The sequence below is a fragment of the Lysobacter sp. H21R4 genome (genome assembly GCF_015277535.1).
Lineage (GTDB): Bacteria > Pseudomonadota > Gammaproteobacteria > Xanthomonadales > Xanthomonadaceae > Novilysobacter > Novilysobacter ciconiae.
In genome coordinates, this window is sequence record NZ_CP063772.1 from 794,799 (window position 1) to 809,661 (window position 14,863).

18 protein-coding genes are annotated in these 14,863 nt (G+C 66.9%); 4 read left to right on the top strand and 14 right to left on the bottom strand.

The genetic code is table 11. From position 1 onward, the window contains the following. Window positions 1–34: 34 nt before the first annotated feature. The 9 genes from INQ40_RS03575 to INQ40_RS03615 all read right to left on the bottom strand — a co-directional run bounded on the left by INQ40_RS03575 (window position 35) and on the right by INQ40_RS03615 (window position 7,265). Entirely contained in the window at window positions 35–1,144 is a 1,110-nt protein-coding gene (locus INQ40_RS03575) for a flagellar basal body P-ring protein FlgI (RefSeq protein WP_194341865.1), read from the bottom strand. Between the two features lie 10 nt (window positions 1,145–1,154). Further along, window positions 1,155–1,901: a flagellar basal body L-ring protein FlgH gene (locus tag INQ40_RS03580; RefSeq protein WP_194341867.1), complete on the bottom strand. Its 747-nt coding sequence runs from the start codon at window positions 1,899–1,901 to the stop codon at window positions 1,155–1,157. A gap of 5 nt (window positions 1,902–1,906) precedes the next feature. Further along, on the bottom strand, window positions 1,907–2,692 hold the full coding sequence (gene flgG / locus INQ40_RS03585) for a flagellar basal-body rod protein FlgG (RefSeq protein ID WP_193986277.1): 786 nt from the start codon (window positions 2,690–2,692) through the stop codon (window positions 1,907–1,909). Between the two features lie 63 nt (window positions 2,693–2,755). Beyond that, complete coding sequence (locus INQ40_RS03590) at window positions 2,756–3,502, bottom strand: flagellar basal body rod protein FlgF (protein WP_194342401.1); 747 nt, start codon at window positions 3,500–3,502, stop codon at window positions 2,756–2,758. Between the two features lie 28 nt (window positions 3,503–3,530). Then, window positions 3,531–4,751: a flagellar hook protein FlgE gene (gene flgE / locus INQ40_RS03595; RefSeq protein WP_194341869.1), complete on the bottom strand. Its 1,221-nt coding sequence runs from the start codon at window positions 4,749–4,751 to the stop codon at window positions 3,531–3,533. Window positions 4,752–4,787: 36 nt separating this feature from the next. Next, on the bottom strand, window positions 4,788–5,456 hold the full coding sequence (locus INQ40_RS03600; RefSeq protein WP_194341871.1) for a flagellar hook capping FlgD N-terminal domain-containing protein: 669 nt from the start codon (window positions 5,454–5,456) through the stop codon (window positions 4,788–4,790). Window positions 5,457–5,483: 27 nt separating this feature from the next. Then, on the bottom strand, window positions 5,484–5,891 hold the full coding sequence (gene flgC, locus INQ40_RS03605) for a flagellar basal body rod protein FlgC (protein ID WP_193986283.1): 408 nt from the start codon (window positions 5,889–5,891) through the stop codon (window positions 5,484–5,486). A gap of 12 nt (window positions 5,892–5,903) precedes the next feature. Continuing rightward, the gene (flgB, locus tag INQ40_RS03610) at window positions 5,904–6,263 is read right to left on the bottom strand and encodes a flagellar basal body rod protein FlgB (protein WP_194341873.1); all 360 of its coding nucleotides are present in this window, start codon (window positions 6,261–6,263) and stop codon (window positions 5,904–5,906) included. A gap of 69 nt (window positions 6,264–6,332) precedes the next feature. After that, window positions 6,333–7,265 (bottom strand): chemotaxis protein, encoded by a 933-nt coding sequence (locus tag INQ40_RS03615; protein WP_194341875.1) that lies wholly within the window; start codon window positions 7,263–7,265, stop codon window positions 6,333–6,335. A 180-nt stretch (window positions 7,266–7,445) separates the two neighbouring features. On the opposite strand from INQ40_RS03615, the gene flgA reads away from it, so the two are divergent. The 4 genes from flgA (at window position 7,446) to INQ40_RS03635 (ending at window position 10,090) form a co-directional block, all read left to right on the top strand. Continuing rightward, window positions 7,446–8,105 (top strand): flagellar basal body P-ring formation chaperone FlgA, encoded by a 660-nt coding sequence (flgA, locus tag INQ40_RS03620; protein WP_194341877.1) that lies wholly within the window; start codon window positions 7,446–7,448, stop codon window positions 8,103–8,105. 76 nt (window positions 8,106–8,181) lie between these two features. After that, window positions 8,182–8,499 carry a flagellar biosynthesis anti-sigma factor FlgM gene (gene flgM / locus INQ40_RS03625; RefSeq protein WP_193986290.1) on the top strand — a complete coding sequence of 106 codons (318 nt, stop codon included), beginning with the start codon at window positions 8,182–8,184 and terminating at the stop codon, window positions 8,497–8,499. Beyond that, window positions 8,496–8,852, top strand: coding sequence for a flagellar protein FlgN (locus INQ40_RS03630; protein ID WP_194341879.1), 357 nt, complete (start codon window positions 8,496–8,498; stop codon window positions 8,850–8,852). Before flgM ends, INQ40_RS03630 begins: the two co-directional genes overlap by 4 nt. Beyond that, the gene (locus tag INQ40_RS03635) at window positions 8,849–10,090 is read left to right on the top strand and encodes an ATP-binding protein (protein ID WP_228482103.1); all 1,242 of its coding nucleotides are present in this window, start codon (window positions 8,849–8,851) and stop codon (window positions 10,088–10,090) included. Before INQ40_RS03630 ends, INQ40_RS03635 begins: the two co-directional genes overlap by 4 nt. Here INQ40_RS03635 and INQ40_RS03640 read toward each other — a convergent pair. The 5 genes from INQ40_RS03640 to INQ40_RS03660 form a co-directional block, all read right to left on the bottom strand. Continuing rightward, the gene (locus tag INQ40_RS03640) at window positions 10,087–11,823 is read right to left on the bottom strand and encodes an EAL domain-containing protein (protein ID WP_193986294.1); all 1,737 of its coding nucleotides are present in this window, start codon (window positions 11,821–11,823) and stop codon (window positions 10,087–10,089) included. The two genes, INQ40_RS03635 and INQ40_RS03640, sit on opposite strands and share 4 nt — an antisense overlap. 6 nt (window positions 11,824–11,829) lie before the next feature. Continuing rightward, a complete protein-coding gene (locus INQ40_RS03645) occupies window positions 11,830–13,248 on the bottom strand; it encodes a M28 family peptidase (protein WP_194341881.1) in 1,419 nt (472 codons plus the stop codon). 101 nt (window positions 13,249–13,349) lie between these two features. After that, window positions 13,350–13,769: a large conductance mechanosensitive channel protein MscL gene (gene mscL, locus INQ40_RS03650; protein ID WP_228482104.1), complete on the bottom strand. Its 420-nt coding sequence runs from the start codon at window positions 13,767–13,769 to the stop codon at window positions 13,350–13,352. Between the two features lie 34 nt (window positions 13,770–13,803). Continuing rightward, the gene (locus INQ40_RS03655) at window positions 13,804–14,529 is read right to left on the bottom strand and encodes a fumarylacetoacetate hydrolase family protein (protein WP_194341883.1); all 726 of its coding nucleotides are present in this window, start codon (window positions 14,527–14,529) and stop codon (window positions 13,804–13,806) included. A gap of 2 nt (window positions 14,530–14,531) precedes the next feature. Then, window positions 14,532–14,834 (bottom strand): hypothetical protein, encoded by a 303-nt coding sequence (locus INQ40_RS03660; protein ID WP_194341885.1) that lies wholly within the window; start codon window positions 14,832–14,834, stop codon window positions 14,532–14,534. Between the last annotated feature and the right edge of the window lie 29 nt (window positions 14,835–14,863).

Consider the following 14,863-nt stretch of genomic DNA (forward strand, 5'->3'; position numbering starts at 1 on the left):
TCGTGTGCCTTGCCGCAGGTATCGAAGCGGGTCATCAGATCACCTCCAGCTCGGCGCGCAGTGCGCCAACCCGTTTGAGCGCCTCCAGGATCGCGACGATATCGCCGGGAGCCGCGCCGACCGCGTTCACCGCGTTCACGATCGCCTGCAGGGATTTGCCTTCCAGCAGGAACATGCGGTTGCCTTCTTCGCTGATCTCGATGGTGGACTGGGGCACGACCGCGGTAACGCCGTTGCCGAACGGCGCCGGCTGGCTGATCTGCGCGCTTTCCATGATCGATACCGTCAGCGAGCCGTGCGAGACGGCGGCCGGCGCCACGCTGACGTGCCCGCCCATGACCACCGTCCCGGTGCGCGCATTGACGATGACCTTGGCCGCCGACGCGCCCGGACTGATGTCCAGTGCCTCCAGCTGGGCGAGGAAGCCGATCCGGTCGTTGCCGGGCGCGGCGATCTCGATGGTCACCCCATCCACCGCCCGCGCAAGTCCCGGGCCGAACGCATTGTTGACCGCGGTGACGATGCGCGAGGCCGTGGTGAAGTCGAACTCGTGCAAGTTCAGGGTGATGGTGTCGGAGGCGGACGCGCCCCCGGCGACGGCGCGCTCGACCGTCGCGCCGTTGGGGATGCGCCCCCCATTGGGCGCGTTGACCGAAATCCGTGAACCGTCGCGGCCGGATGCGCCAAAACCGCTGACCATCAGGCTGCCTTGGGCGATCGCGTACACCTGGCCATCGGCGCCCTTGAGCGGCGCCATCAACAGGCTGCCCCCGCGCAGCGAGCCGGCGTTGCCGATCGAGGACACGGTGACGTCGATGGACTGGCCGGGCTTGGCGTAGGGCGGCAACTCGGCGTGGATCGCCACCGCCGCGACGTTCTTGAGCTGCGGGTTCACGCCGGGCGGCAGGGTCACGCCGAGCTGGTCGAGCATGGTCTTCAGGCTCTGCACGGTGAACTGGGTCTGGCTGGTGCGGTCGCCGCTGCCGTCCAGGCCGACCACCAGGCCGTAGCCGACCAGCGCATTGCCGCGAACCCCGGCCACCTGGGCGAGGTCCTTGATGCGCTCCGCGCTCGCCGGTCCGGCGATGAACAGCGCGAGCACCGCGGTAACGGCGATGGAGCGAAGGCGGGTTGATGCACGCATGTCGTGCTCCTCAGTACGGGAAGGCAGCGGAATTGAAGAACCGGCCAAGCCAGCCCATCGCATTGGAGCGCGCCAACGTGCCGCGCCCGCCGTAGACGATCTGCGCGTTGCCGACCCGATCGGACGTAATGCGGTTGTCGGGTCCGATATCGGCCGTGCGCACGATCCCTTGAACCTGGACCAGCTCGTCGCCCTGGTTCAGGCGCACCTGCTTCTGCCCGCTGACCAGCAGGTTGCCGTTGCCCAGGTCCTTGACCACGCTGACGGTGACCTCGCCGTCCAGGCGGTTGCTCTGGGTGGAATCGCCGGAGCCGCTGAAGTCCCGGCCCGCATCGATCTCCGCCTGCAGGATCGCATTGCCCTTGTAGCTGACCGGCACCCCGGCGATGACCGGCGCGCCCATGCTGAGGCCGGACTTCTTGGATACGGCCGTTTTTGCCCGCGAGGTGGAGGACGTCCGTTCGACCAGGACGACCGTCAACAGGTCGCCGACCTCGCGCGCCTTGTTGTCCTGGAACAGCCGCAAGCGATGGCCACCGCCGCCGACCTGGCTGCCGTAGATCGAGCCGCTGCCCTGCTGTTCGTAGCCCGCCGCGCCGGGCGTCGGCACAGCGGCCGTCTGCACGTGGGCGGCGTCCAGCGGAGCCAGCGGCGCGACATCTGCGAACGGCCGCACGTCGCCGACGATGCTTGCGCAGCCGGCCAGGAGCAGCAGCGACAACGCGCCGATCGCCGCGGTGAAGGAGTGAGTGTTCATGTCCGTCACAGGTTCTGGTTGAGGAAGCCGAGCATCTGGTCGGTGGTGGAAATCGCCTTGGCATTGGTCTCATAGGCGCGCTGGGTCTCGATCATCGACACCAGCTCCTCGACCACGTTGACGTTGCTGCCTTCCAGCGCGCCCTGCACCAGCAGGCCGGCGCCGTTTTCGCCCGGCGCACCCTGCTGGGCGGGACCACTGGCGCCGGTTTCCACGTACAGGTTGCCGCCCTTGGCCTGCAGGCCAGCGGGGTTGATGAAGTCGGAAACAATCAGCGCGCCGACCTGCACGCCCTCGGGCTGCCCGGCGATCTGCACGGTGATGGTGCCGTCACCGGCGATGGTCACGCTCTGCGCCCCTTCCGGAAGTTGCAGGCCAGGCTGCACCGGATAGCCGGCATTGGTGACCAGCTCGCCCTGCGAGTTGATCTGGAAACTGCCGTCGCGCGTGTAGGCGGGACTGCCGTCGGGCATCAGCACCTCGAAGAACCCGCGACCGTTGATCGCGACATCCAGTGCATTGCCGGTCTGCGACAGGTTGCCCTGGGTGAACTGCTTGTCGGTCGCGGCCACGCGCACGCCGGTGCCGGTCGACAGGCCGGTCGGCAACTGGGTCTGCTCGGACGACGCACCGCCAGCCTGGCGGACGTTCTGGTACAGCAGGTCCTCGAAGCTGGCGCGGTCGCGCTTGAAGCCCGTGGTGTTGGTGTTGGCGAGGTTGTTGGAGATCACCGCCATGCGCGTCTGCTGCGCGTCGAGGCCGGTCTTGGCGATCCAGAGTGCCTGGGTCATGGGGAAATCCTCCGCGGATAATGGGGTGGATCGGCTGCGTCAGCCGAGCGGGTCGAAATAAAATCAGCGTGCCGAGAGCAGCGAGTTGCTGGCCTTGGCGTTGTCATCGCCACTCTGCAAGACGCGTACCTGCATCTCGAACTGGCGCGAAAGCTGGATCATGGAAACGAGCATCGACGTGCTGTCGACGTTGCTTTGTTCCAGCGCGCCCGAGGTCAGCACGGCGCCGGCCGCCGGTGGCAGCGGCTCGCTGCCGGTGGGCAGGTGCATCAGGCCGTCATCGCCGCGCTCCAGGTCCGCGGTGCGTGCGGCTGCGATCTGCAGGCGCCCGACTTCGGCCATGGTGTTGGCGGGTTGGCCCAGCGGAACCACGGAAATCGTGCCGTCGTTGCCGATCAGCATCGACTCGTGCGGCGGGATCGCGATCGGCGCGCCGTTCTGGTCGAGCACCGACAGGCCGGCCGCGGTGGTCAGCAGGCCGTTCTGGCTGAGTTGCAGGTTGCCGGCGCGGGTGTAGGCCACCTGTCCGCCGGGCGATTGCACGGCCAGCCAGCGATCCCCGTTCATCGCCACGTCCAGCGCGTTGCCGGTGGCGTTGATGGCACCGGCGGTGTCGCTGACGCCCAGCGTGCTGTAGGTCGCCGCGATTCGGGAGCCGTGTCCCTCGCCCTCCACCGGACGGGCCACGGTGCCGGCCAGCGTGGCCTGGAACCCGACCGTGTTGGCGTTGGCGAGGTTGTGCGAGACCGCGCCCTGCGCGCGCAGGGTGGCGCTGGCGCCGGTCATCGCCACGTACATGGCCTTGTCGATCATCGCGCGAGCTTCCGGCTACCGGCCATCAGCGGATGTTGATCACGGTCTGGGTGATCTGGTCCTGAGTGGAGATCATCTGCGCGTTGGCCTGGAAATTGCGCTGCGCGGTGATCATGTTGACCAGCTGCTCGGTCAGGTCGACGTTGGACGCTTCCAGCGCGCCGCCCTGGACCATCCCGAACGCCGACGAGCCGGCGGTACCCACGCGCGGATCGCCCGATTCGGCGGTCTCCGCCCAGGCGTTGTCGCCCAGCGACTGCAGGCCCTGCGGGTTGGCGAAGTTGGTCATGGCCACCTGGCCCAGCGGAGTCGATACGCCGTTGGTGTAGCGGGCGTTGACGATGCCTTCGGCCGACACTTCGATGCCGGTCAGGCGGCCGGTGGCGTGGCCGTCCTGGACCAGCGCCGATACCCCGAACTTGTTGCCGTACTGGGTGGAGTTGCCAAGGTCCAGGGCGACGGCCATCGGCGCGGCGCCGTTGCCCGGATCGTGGGCAGGCATCGGAAAGCGGCCCGGAGTGGGCGAGAGCAGCGCACCGGTGTCGGAGTACTGCAGGGTCGTCGGCGCGCCGGCCACGGTGCCGTCGATGGAGGTGTGGATCTGCCACTCGTTGGGGTTGGCGGTCTTCACGAAATGCATCGATTGCGTATGTGCCGCACCCAGCGAGTCGTAGACTGTCAGCGACGTGGTGTGGGTGTAGCTCTCCGGGTCATTGGCGTCGAACGGCGTGACCGCCGGCGGCTTGGCCTCGGCCGAGAGGTTGGTGCCGATGTCGACCCTGCCGGTCGCCTGGGGAGGCGCATCGCCGACCGCCAGCTGCAGGTCGCCCAGCTTTCCGGTATCAAAGCCCGTACCGCTGGCGCTGGGCGGGAATACCTGCAGGCGGTGGCCGGCCGGATTGACCACGAAACCATCGCTGTCGGCACCGAAGTTGCCGGCGCGCGAGTACACGGTGGCGCCGTTGTTGGACATCGTGAAAAAGCCCTGGCCGCTGATCGCCAGGTCGAGCGCCTTGCCGCTGAACTCGACGTTGCCCTGGTCGAACTGCTGGGCGACCTGGGCCAGTTTGACGCCGGCGCCGATGGCGTTGCGCGACAGGCCGTAGGCGGAAACGGGAAACACATCGGCGAATTCGGCCCGCGATTGCTTGAAGCCGACGGTGTTGGAGTTGGCGATGTTGTTGGAGGTGACGTTGAGGTCGGACGTGGCCGCGTTCATGCCACTGAGCGAGATGCGGAAACTCATGCGGTGTTCTCCTGGAGGGGCGGTGGGAGGCGGCGGTCAGCCGACACGACGGATCGAGGACAGCGCGTGGCTGCCCAGACCCGAAAGGTTGAGGACGAGCCCGGTCGGCTCGATGGAAACGCTGTCGACCTTCGCGGCCAGGCGCAGGTCGAGCGATTGCGCGTCCTTACCGGTGCCGGCGGTCGCGCGCATGGAGTACGTGCCCGCCGCGATGGGCTCGCCGTCATCGTTGCGGCCGTCCCAATGCCACGGGACGTTGCCCGCCGCGCCGGCCTCGACACTGGTGCGGCGCACGATCGCGCCGGCGCTGTCGAGGATCTCGATCTGGATGGTCCCCGCAGAGGTCGCGACGATCTCCCCTCGGGTGGCTGCCCCGGCCGCCAGCTGAACCGTGTCAGCCGCGACCAGCGCCTCGCGCCCGACCAGGCTGGCTGCTCGCAGCGTCTGATCGGACTCCATCACGCTGGCCATCGAGCCCATCGCCGACTGCATGTCGTCGATGCCCTGCACGGTGGAAAACTGCGCCAGCTGGCCGAGGAACTGGTTGTTGTCCAGCGGCTTGAGCGGGTCCTGGTTCTTGAGCTGCTCGGTCATCAGGCGCAGGAAGTCGGCCTGGCCCAGCGAGGTGCTGCGGTCCTTGGCCTGTGGCGCCAAACCGAGCGAGCCGTAAGGGTTCTCTTTGCCGGTGGCGGGGATGCTGGTCATGGCGTCGTCTCTTCAGTGCGGGGTGGGCTACTTGCCCAGGTTCAAAGTCGCCATGGCCAGTTCCTTGGCGGTGTTGAACACCTCCACGTTGGCCTGGTAGCTGCGGGAAGCGGAGATCATGTCGACCATCTGGGCGACCGGATCGATGTCGGGCGCATAGACGTAGCCGCCCTCATCCGCCAGCGGATGCCCCGGGTCGTAGCGACGGATCGGCGCGGCGTCGGACCGGGTGACATCCTTGACCTGCACGCCGGCCAGTTCGGGCTTGCCGGCGACCGCTTCGGAGGAAAACACCGGATGCAGCGGGCGGTACACCGCATCCGGGTCGCCCGACACCGAGTCCGCATTGGCCAGGTTGCTGGCCACGGTGCTCAAACGCACCGACTGCGCGTTCATCGCCGAGCCGGCGACGTCGAATATTGGAAGGTTGCCCATGACGATTGCCCCTTATTGCCCGGTGATCGCGGTCAACATCCCGCGCACCTTGGACTCGACGAAGGACAACGACGCCCGGTATTCCAGCGACGCCTGGGCGAAAGCCGCCTTGGCGCGCTCACCGTCCACCGTGTTTCCGTCCATGTTGGGCTGGCTGGATGCAGGCGCGTACCGGGCGCCCTGCGCCGCCTGGGCGATGGGGTCGCCTGCCCCCACACCGGGTTGCAATGCCGCACTCAGCGCGCGGCTGAAGTCCATGTCCTGGGCTTTGAACCCGGGCGTGTCCGCGTTGGCAATGTTGGAGGCGAGCAACTGCAGGCGTTGCTCCCGCAGGGCGAGTGCGGTGCCGTGGATACCAAGGAAATCAGACATTGCGGCTTCCGGAGTGCGGGTTCACCCGGACTCAAGCAAGGCGCGTGCCACAAGCCTCCCCGAGAGGCGTCAGTTGTCCCTTTGCAGGGTGTTCATGCGCTCGACGATGCGTTGGGCCAGTTCGCTCTCGGAGTATTTGGGCACGAAATCGTCCGCGCCCACGCGCTCGACCATCGCGTGGTTGAATACCCCCGACAGCGAGGTATGCAGCAGGACGTACAGTCCACGCAGCATCGGGTCGCGCCGGATTTCCGTCGTCAGCGTGTAGCCGTCCATCGCGGGCATCTCGATATCGGAGATCACCATCGCGTAACGCAGGTGCGGCGCTTGGCCACTCTCGGCCAGTTGCTGCAGATGCTCCAGTGCCTGGCGGCCGTCGGAAAGCAAGGTCGCAGGCAAGCCAAGCTGCTCCAGGACCGAGCGGATCTGGTTGCGCGCAACCCGGGAGTCGTCGACGACCAGCACTTCCTGCGGCGAGCCGGCAGCCGGCTGCAGGGGCACGATGCTGCCGACATCGCTTTTGCGCGGCGACGACTCGGCGAGCACACTTTCCACGTCGATCAGCTGGATCAACTCTCCCTGGTGCCGGGTCACACCGGTCAGGTAATTGCCCTCGCCACCCATATCGGGCGGCGGCTGGATGTCCTCCACCGCGATGTTGACGATGCGGTCGACCCCCGCCACCAGGAAGCCCTGCACGCTGCGATTGAATTCGGTAACCACCAGATACCCCGGGTCCGCGGTGCCCTCCGTGTCATGGCCAATGGCCCGCGCCAGGTCCAGCACCGGCACCGTGCGGCCGCGGATGTCGGCCGCCCCGCTGAAGGCGGCCGGCAACTGCGGCAAGGTAAACAGGGGCGGGCGGGGGATGACTTCCTGGACCTTGAAGACGTTGACGCCAAAAAGCTGACGCGGTCCCAGCCGGAACAGCAACAGGGCAAGCCGGTTGTGTCCCGCCAGACGCGTGCGTTGGTCGATCCGGTCCAGTAATTGATGGGTCATGCACCGTTTTCGGCGCTCTTGGCCAAATCTTGAGCCCTGACTTGGGCATCGAGTGCCAGTGCTCGTGGCTGACACGGCAGCGGGTGGCATGCGAATTGCTTCTCTTAACCATGCGACGCGTGCAGACCAGCATTCCGCTGCGCCTGCCGTGTCGATCCAGCCACTGCCGTGAGGAGCAACGTGCGCGTCCTATTGCTGATCCTGATAACCCTCATCGTGTTGGGCAGTGCCTCGGCGGCGCGTGCGGCCACAGAAGTCGTGGACGTACAGGTCATCCGCGACGCGGCGCTGGAGGCCCTGGGCTTGTCGGGCACACGCTCCCGCGCCATGGTCGACTCCGCGCTGCGCCTGCAAACGTGCGCCGCCCCCCTGCAGACCACGCCGACGGGACCACGAACGGTCGAGGTGCGTTGCACGGACGCACCCGGCTGGAGGCTCTTTGTGCCGGTCAGGGTGGTGCGCGAAGCCCAGGTCGTCGTGCTTACCCGGCCCGTCTCCGCGGGAACGACGATCACTGCCGACGACGTCGAGGTGCGCCGGCAAAGAGTCCACGGCGGTGCCGCCTATGCCGAGCCGTCCACCGTGATCGGCATGACCGCAACGCAGGGACTGGCGTCGGGCGCCGCGCTTGGCGATAACGTTCTCTCGACGGGGCCCTTGTTGCAACGCGGCGATCCGGTAATCCTGGTATCGCGCGCCGGTGGAATCGAGGTGCGGATGGCGGGCCGCTCCCTCGGCCGCGCAGCATCCGGCGACACGGTATCGGTGGAGAACCTGGGCTCCAGGCGTATAGTGCGCGGTCGCTTGATCGGAGAGGGGACGGTGGAAGTCGGAAGCTGAACGCGACCGCCTTCCGCCCTAAAGTTCCCCTCGCACGGGCCGTAACCGAGAGTGACCGAGCAATCAGGAGCGCGTGATGTCCAACCATATAAGCGGGAGTACGCCGCCGTCAGCCCACGCGACGGACCGGGCCTCGCCGACAGCCGCGCGTATTCGCGCGGGCGGAGACCGATCCGAACCGGTGGCGGCTGCCGCAGCCCCCGACAGTCTGCGATTGACCGGCGAGGCGGCCGGACTGCAGGCACTGGAGCGCTCATTGGGAACCGCACCGCCGGGCATTGACGTCGCCCGGGTCAATGAAGTGCGGGCGGCCATTGCCGACGGCAGCTACCGGATCGATGCGCACAAGATCGCCGATCGCATGCTGGCCTTCGAGGAAGCCCTGCAGAAATGAACATGCCGGCGCTGGAGCCTTCACTGGTGTCCTCGCTGGACGCGCTGGAGCAGGCGCTTGATGAGGAGCGGCAGGCGCTCCTGGACCACGACGTCGACGCTCTGCTGGGTTCCACGCAGGCCAAGCTTGTGGCTCTGCGCCAGCTCGAGTCGCGCCAACTGAACGATGGGATGTCCGCGCGCGTGCTCGCATTGGCCGACTTCAACCGCGCCAACAGCGTGTTGCTGACGCGGCGCCGGCGCGAGGTCAGCTGGGCGCTCAGGCATCTGGGCCGCGTCGAATCGGCAGGCGTGTACGATGCGGGAGGACAGTCCAGCACCCGCCCACAGGTGCGCATTCTCGGAGTCGGATGAACCACGAAGCGCAAGCCCGCGGCGAACATCAATGGAGCCGCGACCTGCTCGCAGTGCTCTCCCTGACCGATAGCGCGTTCGTTCTTTTCGAAGCCGGCTCGACCGGCTTTTACGCCAACCCTGCGGCGCAGCATCTCGCAAGCCAATTGCAGCCGGAAGTGCCGCCGGGCGAACCGCTGGCGATGGAGCGGCTGCTCAACCTGATCCCCGAAGGGGCGTGGGAAACCGCCGCAAAGGACGGTCGCTGGCTCGGCGAGGTCGTCGCTGATCCGACGTCGGCGGTGGTGGAGATCAAGTTGTTCGCAGCCCCGGGCGGCGGGCGCGAGCGGTTTGCGACGTTTGCCGATGTCACTTCCCGGTCAACGCGCGAGAGGGAGTTGCAGTGCCGGCACGACGAGCTGGAATCCACCTATCAACGGCTCGCCGGCACCCAGCAACAGCTGCTGCAGTCGGAGAAGATGGCTTCCATCGGCCAGCTTGCCGCGGGCGTGGCACACGAGATCAACAACCCCGTCGGCTACATCCAGTCCAACCTCGCCACGCTGCAGGATTACGTCAGCGCGCTGTTCGCCATGATGGCCGACTATGCCGACACGGTGGCGGGTAGCGGGGACAGTGTCACCCGGGCCGCGCTGGACGCCAAGCGCGAGCGCCTCGATATCGACTTCATCACCGGCGATCTGCCGCAGTTGCTGGAGGAGTCACGCGAAGGCATCGAACGCGTGACAAAGATTGTCCAGGACCTCAAGGATTTCTCGCGCATCGGGCCCGACGAGCCCATGCGGCCGTCGGATCTGGAAAAGGGTCTGGAGTCCACGCTCAATATCGTCTGGAACGATCTCAAGTACAAAGTGCGCGTGGAAAAGCACTACAGCGCACTGCCACTGGTGGAATGCCACGCCTCGGAGATCAACCAGGTGCTGATGAACCTGCTCATCAACGCGGGCCAGTCCATCCAAGATCGGGGCACGATCGCCCTGGCGACCGGCGCCGATGACGGCGAGGCGTGGATCAGCATCAGCGACAGCGGGTGCGGGATGCCGCGAGAGGTGCTCCAGCGCATCTTCGAGCCGTTCTATACCACCAAGCCCATCGGGCACGGAACCGGGCTGGGGCTGGCACTGTGCTACAGCATCATGGCCAAGCACCACGGTCGCATCGAGGTGTCCAGCCGCCTGGGCACGGGAAGCACGTTCCGCGTCGTGCTGCCGGTCAACCAGCCGGTCACGGAAGGCTAGCGGATCACATCGCGGGATTTTTCCTCGTGCGCGCGAAACGCCGCCTGGATGTGGCCGCGCAATTCCTCGTCGTTCCAGGGCTTGGTGAGAAAACGGTAGATCGAGCCGCGGTTGATCGCATCGGTGATCGCGGCCAGGTCGGTGTACCCCGACAGCACCAGGCGGACCGTGTCGGGATAGAGCTCGCGCACCCGCGTCAGGAACTCGGTCCCGCTCATGTCGGGCATGCGCTGATCGGACAGGATGACCTGCACCGGATTGCTTGCGAGCAGGTCGAAGGCTTCGCGAACGCCGTTGGCCGTCAGGATGCGGTAGCCGTCCCTGCGGAACAGGCGAACCAGTGACCGCAGCACGTTCTCTTCATCGTCGAGCAGGAGCAGGGTGCGCTCCGGCCGGGTGGTGGCGAATGCACCCGGGCGGGGGAACCTTCGCCGGATAAGGTCGTACAGATCATCGGCCGGCGCCGGCATGCCAAACAGGTAGCCCTGGAAGAAATCACAGTGGTTGCGCCGCAGGAAGCCCAGTTCCGATTCGCTTTCCACGCCCTTGGCGGTGACCTTCATGCCCAGGCTGTGACCCATCGCGATGATGCCGCGCACGACGGCTGCACTGCGCGCGTCGATGGCGACGTTGCGGATGAAGCTGCGGTCGATCTTGAGGCGGTCCAGTGGGTATTGCGCCAGCGAGGAGAGACTCAAGCCGCCCAGCCCGAAGTCGCGCACGGTCAGCGTCGCGCCCAGCTCGCGCAGGCTGGCCAGGTTGGTGGCGACCTCACGCACGTCGAGTGCCATCGCGCTTTCCGGGATTTCCAGCTCGAGCGCCTTGGCCGGCAATCCGTGGCGGTAAATCAGTTCTCCGATCCGGTCCACGCAATCGCGCTCTGCCAGCAACTGCTCGGTGACCTGGACCGAAACGTTCAGGTAATCCAGGCCCTGCAGCCGCCACTGGGCCAGCTGGTGCGCCGCCGCCTCCACCGACCACCAGCCCAGCTTGGCCGACAGGCCGACGCGTTCCACCATTTCCAGGAACGGATGCGGAAGCAGCGTTCCCTGGTCGGGCGTCTGCCAGCGCAGCAATGCGCTGAAGCCGCACAATCCGCCGTCGTCGGCGCTGATCAGCGGCTGATAGAACAGTCGCAGCTGGTCGCTCTCCATCGCTTCCACGAAGCGCTCGGCAAAGCCATCGGTGGGATCGGCGCGAGCGGGTGGCGCGTGCGTATACAAGCCGACGTTGTCGAGTCCCTCTTCCTTCACCCGCAGCAGTGCCTGTTCGGCACTGGCCAGCAGCGCAGCGGCATTGCCGGCGTGGTCCGGAAAAATCGCCACGCCGATCGAGAATGTGATCGACAGCGTGTACGGCGGAATGGAAAGCGGGACGCGGAAGTCGTCGCGGATCCGGTCGGCAAGTCCGCTGCCGTCGAGTTCGCCCTCGCGGTAGCCGATCGCCGCAATGAACTCGTCGCTGCCCAGGCGCCAGATCCAGCCATCCTGGGGAATGATCTTGCGCAGCCGCTGCGCCGCCGCGGAGAGGACCTTGTCGCCGACGTCGTCGCCCATGTTGGCGTTGATCGACCGCAACATGTCGACATCGATGTGCAGCAGCGCGACCCGGCGCCGGGTCGCGCTGGCGGCCGCCAATGCCGTGGTCAGGCTGGGGCCATTGCCACCCAGACGATGGATCCCGGTGACCGGGTCCAGTGAGACATAGCCGAAGTCATCGTAACGGCTGAACATGTCTTTCTAGTCTTCGCTGTCCGCCGCCTTCGCCGCGCTGCCGAAGTCGCCCTCGGCCGAGGCGGCCAGGTAGGCGAACACCGCATACGCGGCGACGTTCTGCGCCAGAGCTTCGGGGTCGATCTTGTCGAGGGTGTCGTTGGGCGTGTGGTGGTAGTCGAAGTAGTCAGTGCCGTCCTGCATCAGGTTGGCCCACGCCACGCCGTCGCGTGCAAACGGGCTGATGTCCGGACCCGGGCCGCCCTCGCCAGGCTTGTATTCGATCCCCAGCGGCGCGAGCGCCTTGGCGATCTGGGCGGCGGCCGCCTTCGCATGGGCGGGAGCCGAGGTGTCGAATGCATAGATGCGGCCGGCGCCGAAATCGCTTTCGGCCGCGATCAGGTGGTTGGCGATCCTGTCGGCGTGCGCCTTTGCATAGGCGTAGCCGCCGTGCAGTCCCTGTTCTTCGTTGGCAAAGGCGATCACCCGGATGCTCCGCGCAGGGCGCTGCTTCAGGTCGCCGATCAGCTTGCCGGCGGCCATGGTGATGCCAACGCCGGACGCGTCGTCGATCGCGCCGGTGCCCGCGTCCCACGAGTCCAGATGGCCCCCGATCAGCACCACTTCATCGGGCAGGCTGCTGCCGGTCATCTCCCCGATCACGTTGTGTGAGGTGGCCTCGCCGTTCCAGCCGCAGTCGAGTGCGACCTTGACGGTGATGGGCTGGCCGAGTGCCAGCAGGCGGCTGAGCTGGTCGGCGTCGGGCAGCGACAGCGCGGCGGACGGAATAGGCGTCAGGCCTTCGTCGAAACGGGTGATGCCGGTGTGCGGCATGCGCTGGGAATCCGTGCCTGCCGAGCGCATCAGGTAGGCCGATGCCCCGGCGCGGATTGCGGCCGACGGACCGCGGCTGCGCACGCGCGAACCGATGCCGTAACCGCTGCCGTCCCGGCTGCGCTCCATCGTCTGGTCGATGAACGCGATCTTGCCGGCGAGCGAGCCGGGTTTGACGGCTTCCAACGCCGCCAGCTCGTCAAAGCGCACCACCTGGGCTTCGACGGTGCCACCCGGGCTGCCGCCAAGCGCGGTGAGCACCAGCGGCTGCGCATTGGGGCCGACCACGCGCGCGCTTTCGCTGCGTCGTTCCCATTTGGGGAAGGTGACCGGCTCGGTCCAGACCCTGTCATAGCCCAGTTCGGCGAATTTCGCTTTCGCCCAGGCCACCGCGCGCGCGTCCGCTTCACTGCCGGCCAGGCGGGGACCGACCTCGGTCGTCAGTGATTCGGTGATGCGGAAGCCGAGCTCGCTGTCCAGGGCCGTCTGCCGCAACGCGGGTGCAGCGCTGAGGGCGGTCTCCGGGATAACCGTCTGCGGAGCGTCCTGGGCGGCGGTCACGCCGGTCAGTGAACCGATGGCCAGGGTGAGCAGCAACGGCATCATGCGCATGCGTAAGTCCGGAAAACAAGGAAGCCACGAGCTTAGCAGCGCGTGGCTTGAATGCTTTGTGCCGCAAGTCACGCGGCCGGCCGCAGGCCGCTGAGGTCAAATCAGCGCCTGAGCGAATCGCGGATCTCGCGCAGCAGGACCACTTCCTCGCTCGGCTCCGCAGCGGCTTCTTCAGCGGGCGGCGCGGCGTGGCGCAGCCTGTTGTAGCCGCGCAGCATCAGGAAGATCACCAGCGCAATCAGCAGGAAATCGATGATCGTCTGGATGAAGGCGCCGTAGGTGATGACTGGAGCCGCGGCCTCCTGGGCCAGGGCGAGGTTGGCGTAATCGTTGCCGTCCAGCGATACGAACAGCTGCGAGAAATCGACTCCGCCCATCGCCATTCCGACAACCGGCATGATGATGCCGTCGACCAGCGCGGTGACGATCTTGCCGAAGGCCGCGCCGATCACGACCGCGATCGCCAAGTCGACCACATTGCCCCGGGCGATGAATTCCTTGAACTCGCTGATCATGCCCATCGGCTGCTCCTGATCGAAGGGTGGAATGGGTCGACTATAGACCCAAATCGCCGACGCTCACCTGGCCAGTGAGCTCGACCACGCCGTCCAGGCTGGCAACGAAGCGGTCGCCGGGTTGCAGCGGCCCCACGCCGGCAGGGGTGCCCATGTACACCAGGTCGCCCGCGCGCAGAGCGAACAGGCGCGAGAGCTCGTGCAGGATCTCCGGCACGTCCCAGATCAGATCCACCAGCGCACCGTGCTGGCGAACCGAGTCGTTCACCGTCAGGGTCAGGGTCTTGGCGTCCAGGTCCGCAACCTCGGCCGCGGGGACGAGGTGGCTGATCGGCGCGGAGCTGTCGAACGCCTTGCCGGTATCCCAAGGCAGGCCTTTCGCCTTGGCCTCCGCCTGCAGGTCGCGGCGTGTCAGGTCCAGACCGACGGCGTAGCCGAACACCAGCGATTGCGCATCCGCTACGTCAACAATCCCCGGCGGTGCGTCCTGGCCGATGGCGACGACCAGCTCCAGTTCGTGATGCAGCTCGGAGGTGCCACGCGGGTAGGGCACCACGCCATCGGTAACCAGCGCGTCGGCCGGCTTGCAGAACAGCACCGGTCGCCCGCGATCGGCGGCTGACGAGGGGGCGTCCGCGCCCATCTCCCGGGCATGGTCGGCAAAGTTGCGTCCCACGCAATAGATACGTCGAACCGGGAAGAACGTATCACCCGTAGTGCCCACGCGGACGCGGACCGGCGGCTGCGGCGGTATGACGTCAACCATGGTCAGCGCGGGAGCGGGGTTTTGTCGACGACGCGGAACTCGCCTTCCATGACGTTCGGGTCGGCGCGCGGGCCGGTGTTGATGACCGCAGGACCACGCCCGCGCAGCAGGCGATACACCGTCCCGACGGCGAGCAGGGTGACACCGACAACGGCGCCGAGCACCACCAGCGCCACCAGGACGCCGAGCCCCAGCGCCCTCATCAGGAAACGCAGGACGCCGTTTCGCGGCGTGCGCGGCTCGAAGGCGGCACGCATGCGGGACTGGAAGAACTGCGGGTTGAAACGGAAGCTTTGAGTGGTCATCTGGGGGATCGTGGCACAATGCGGCCGTG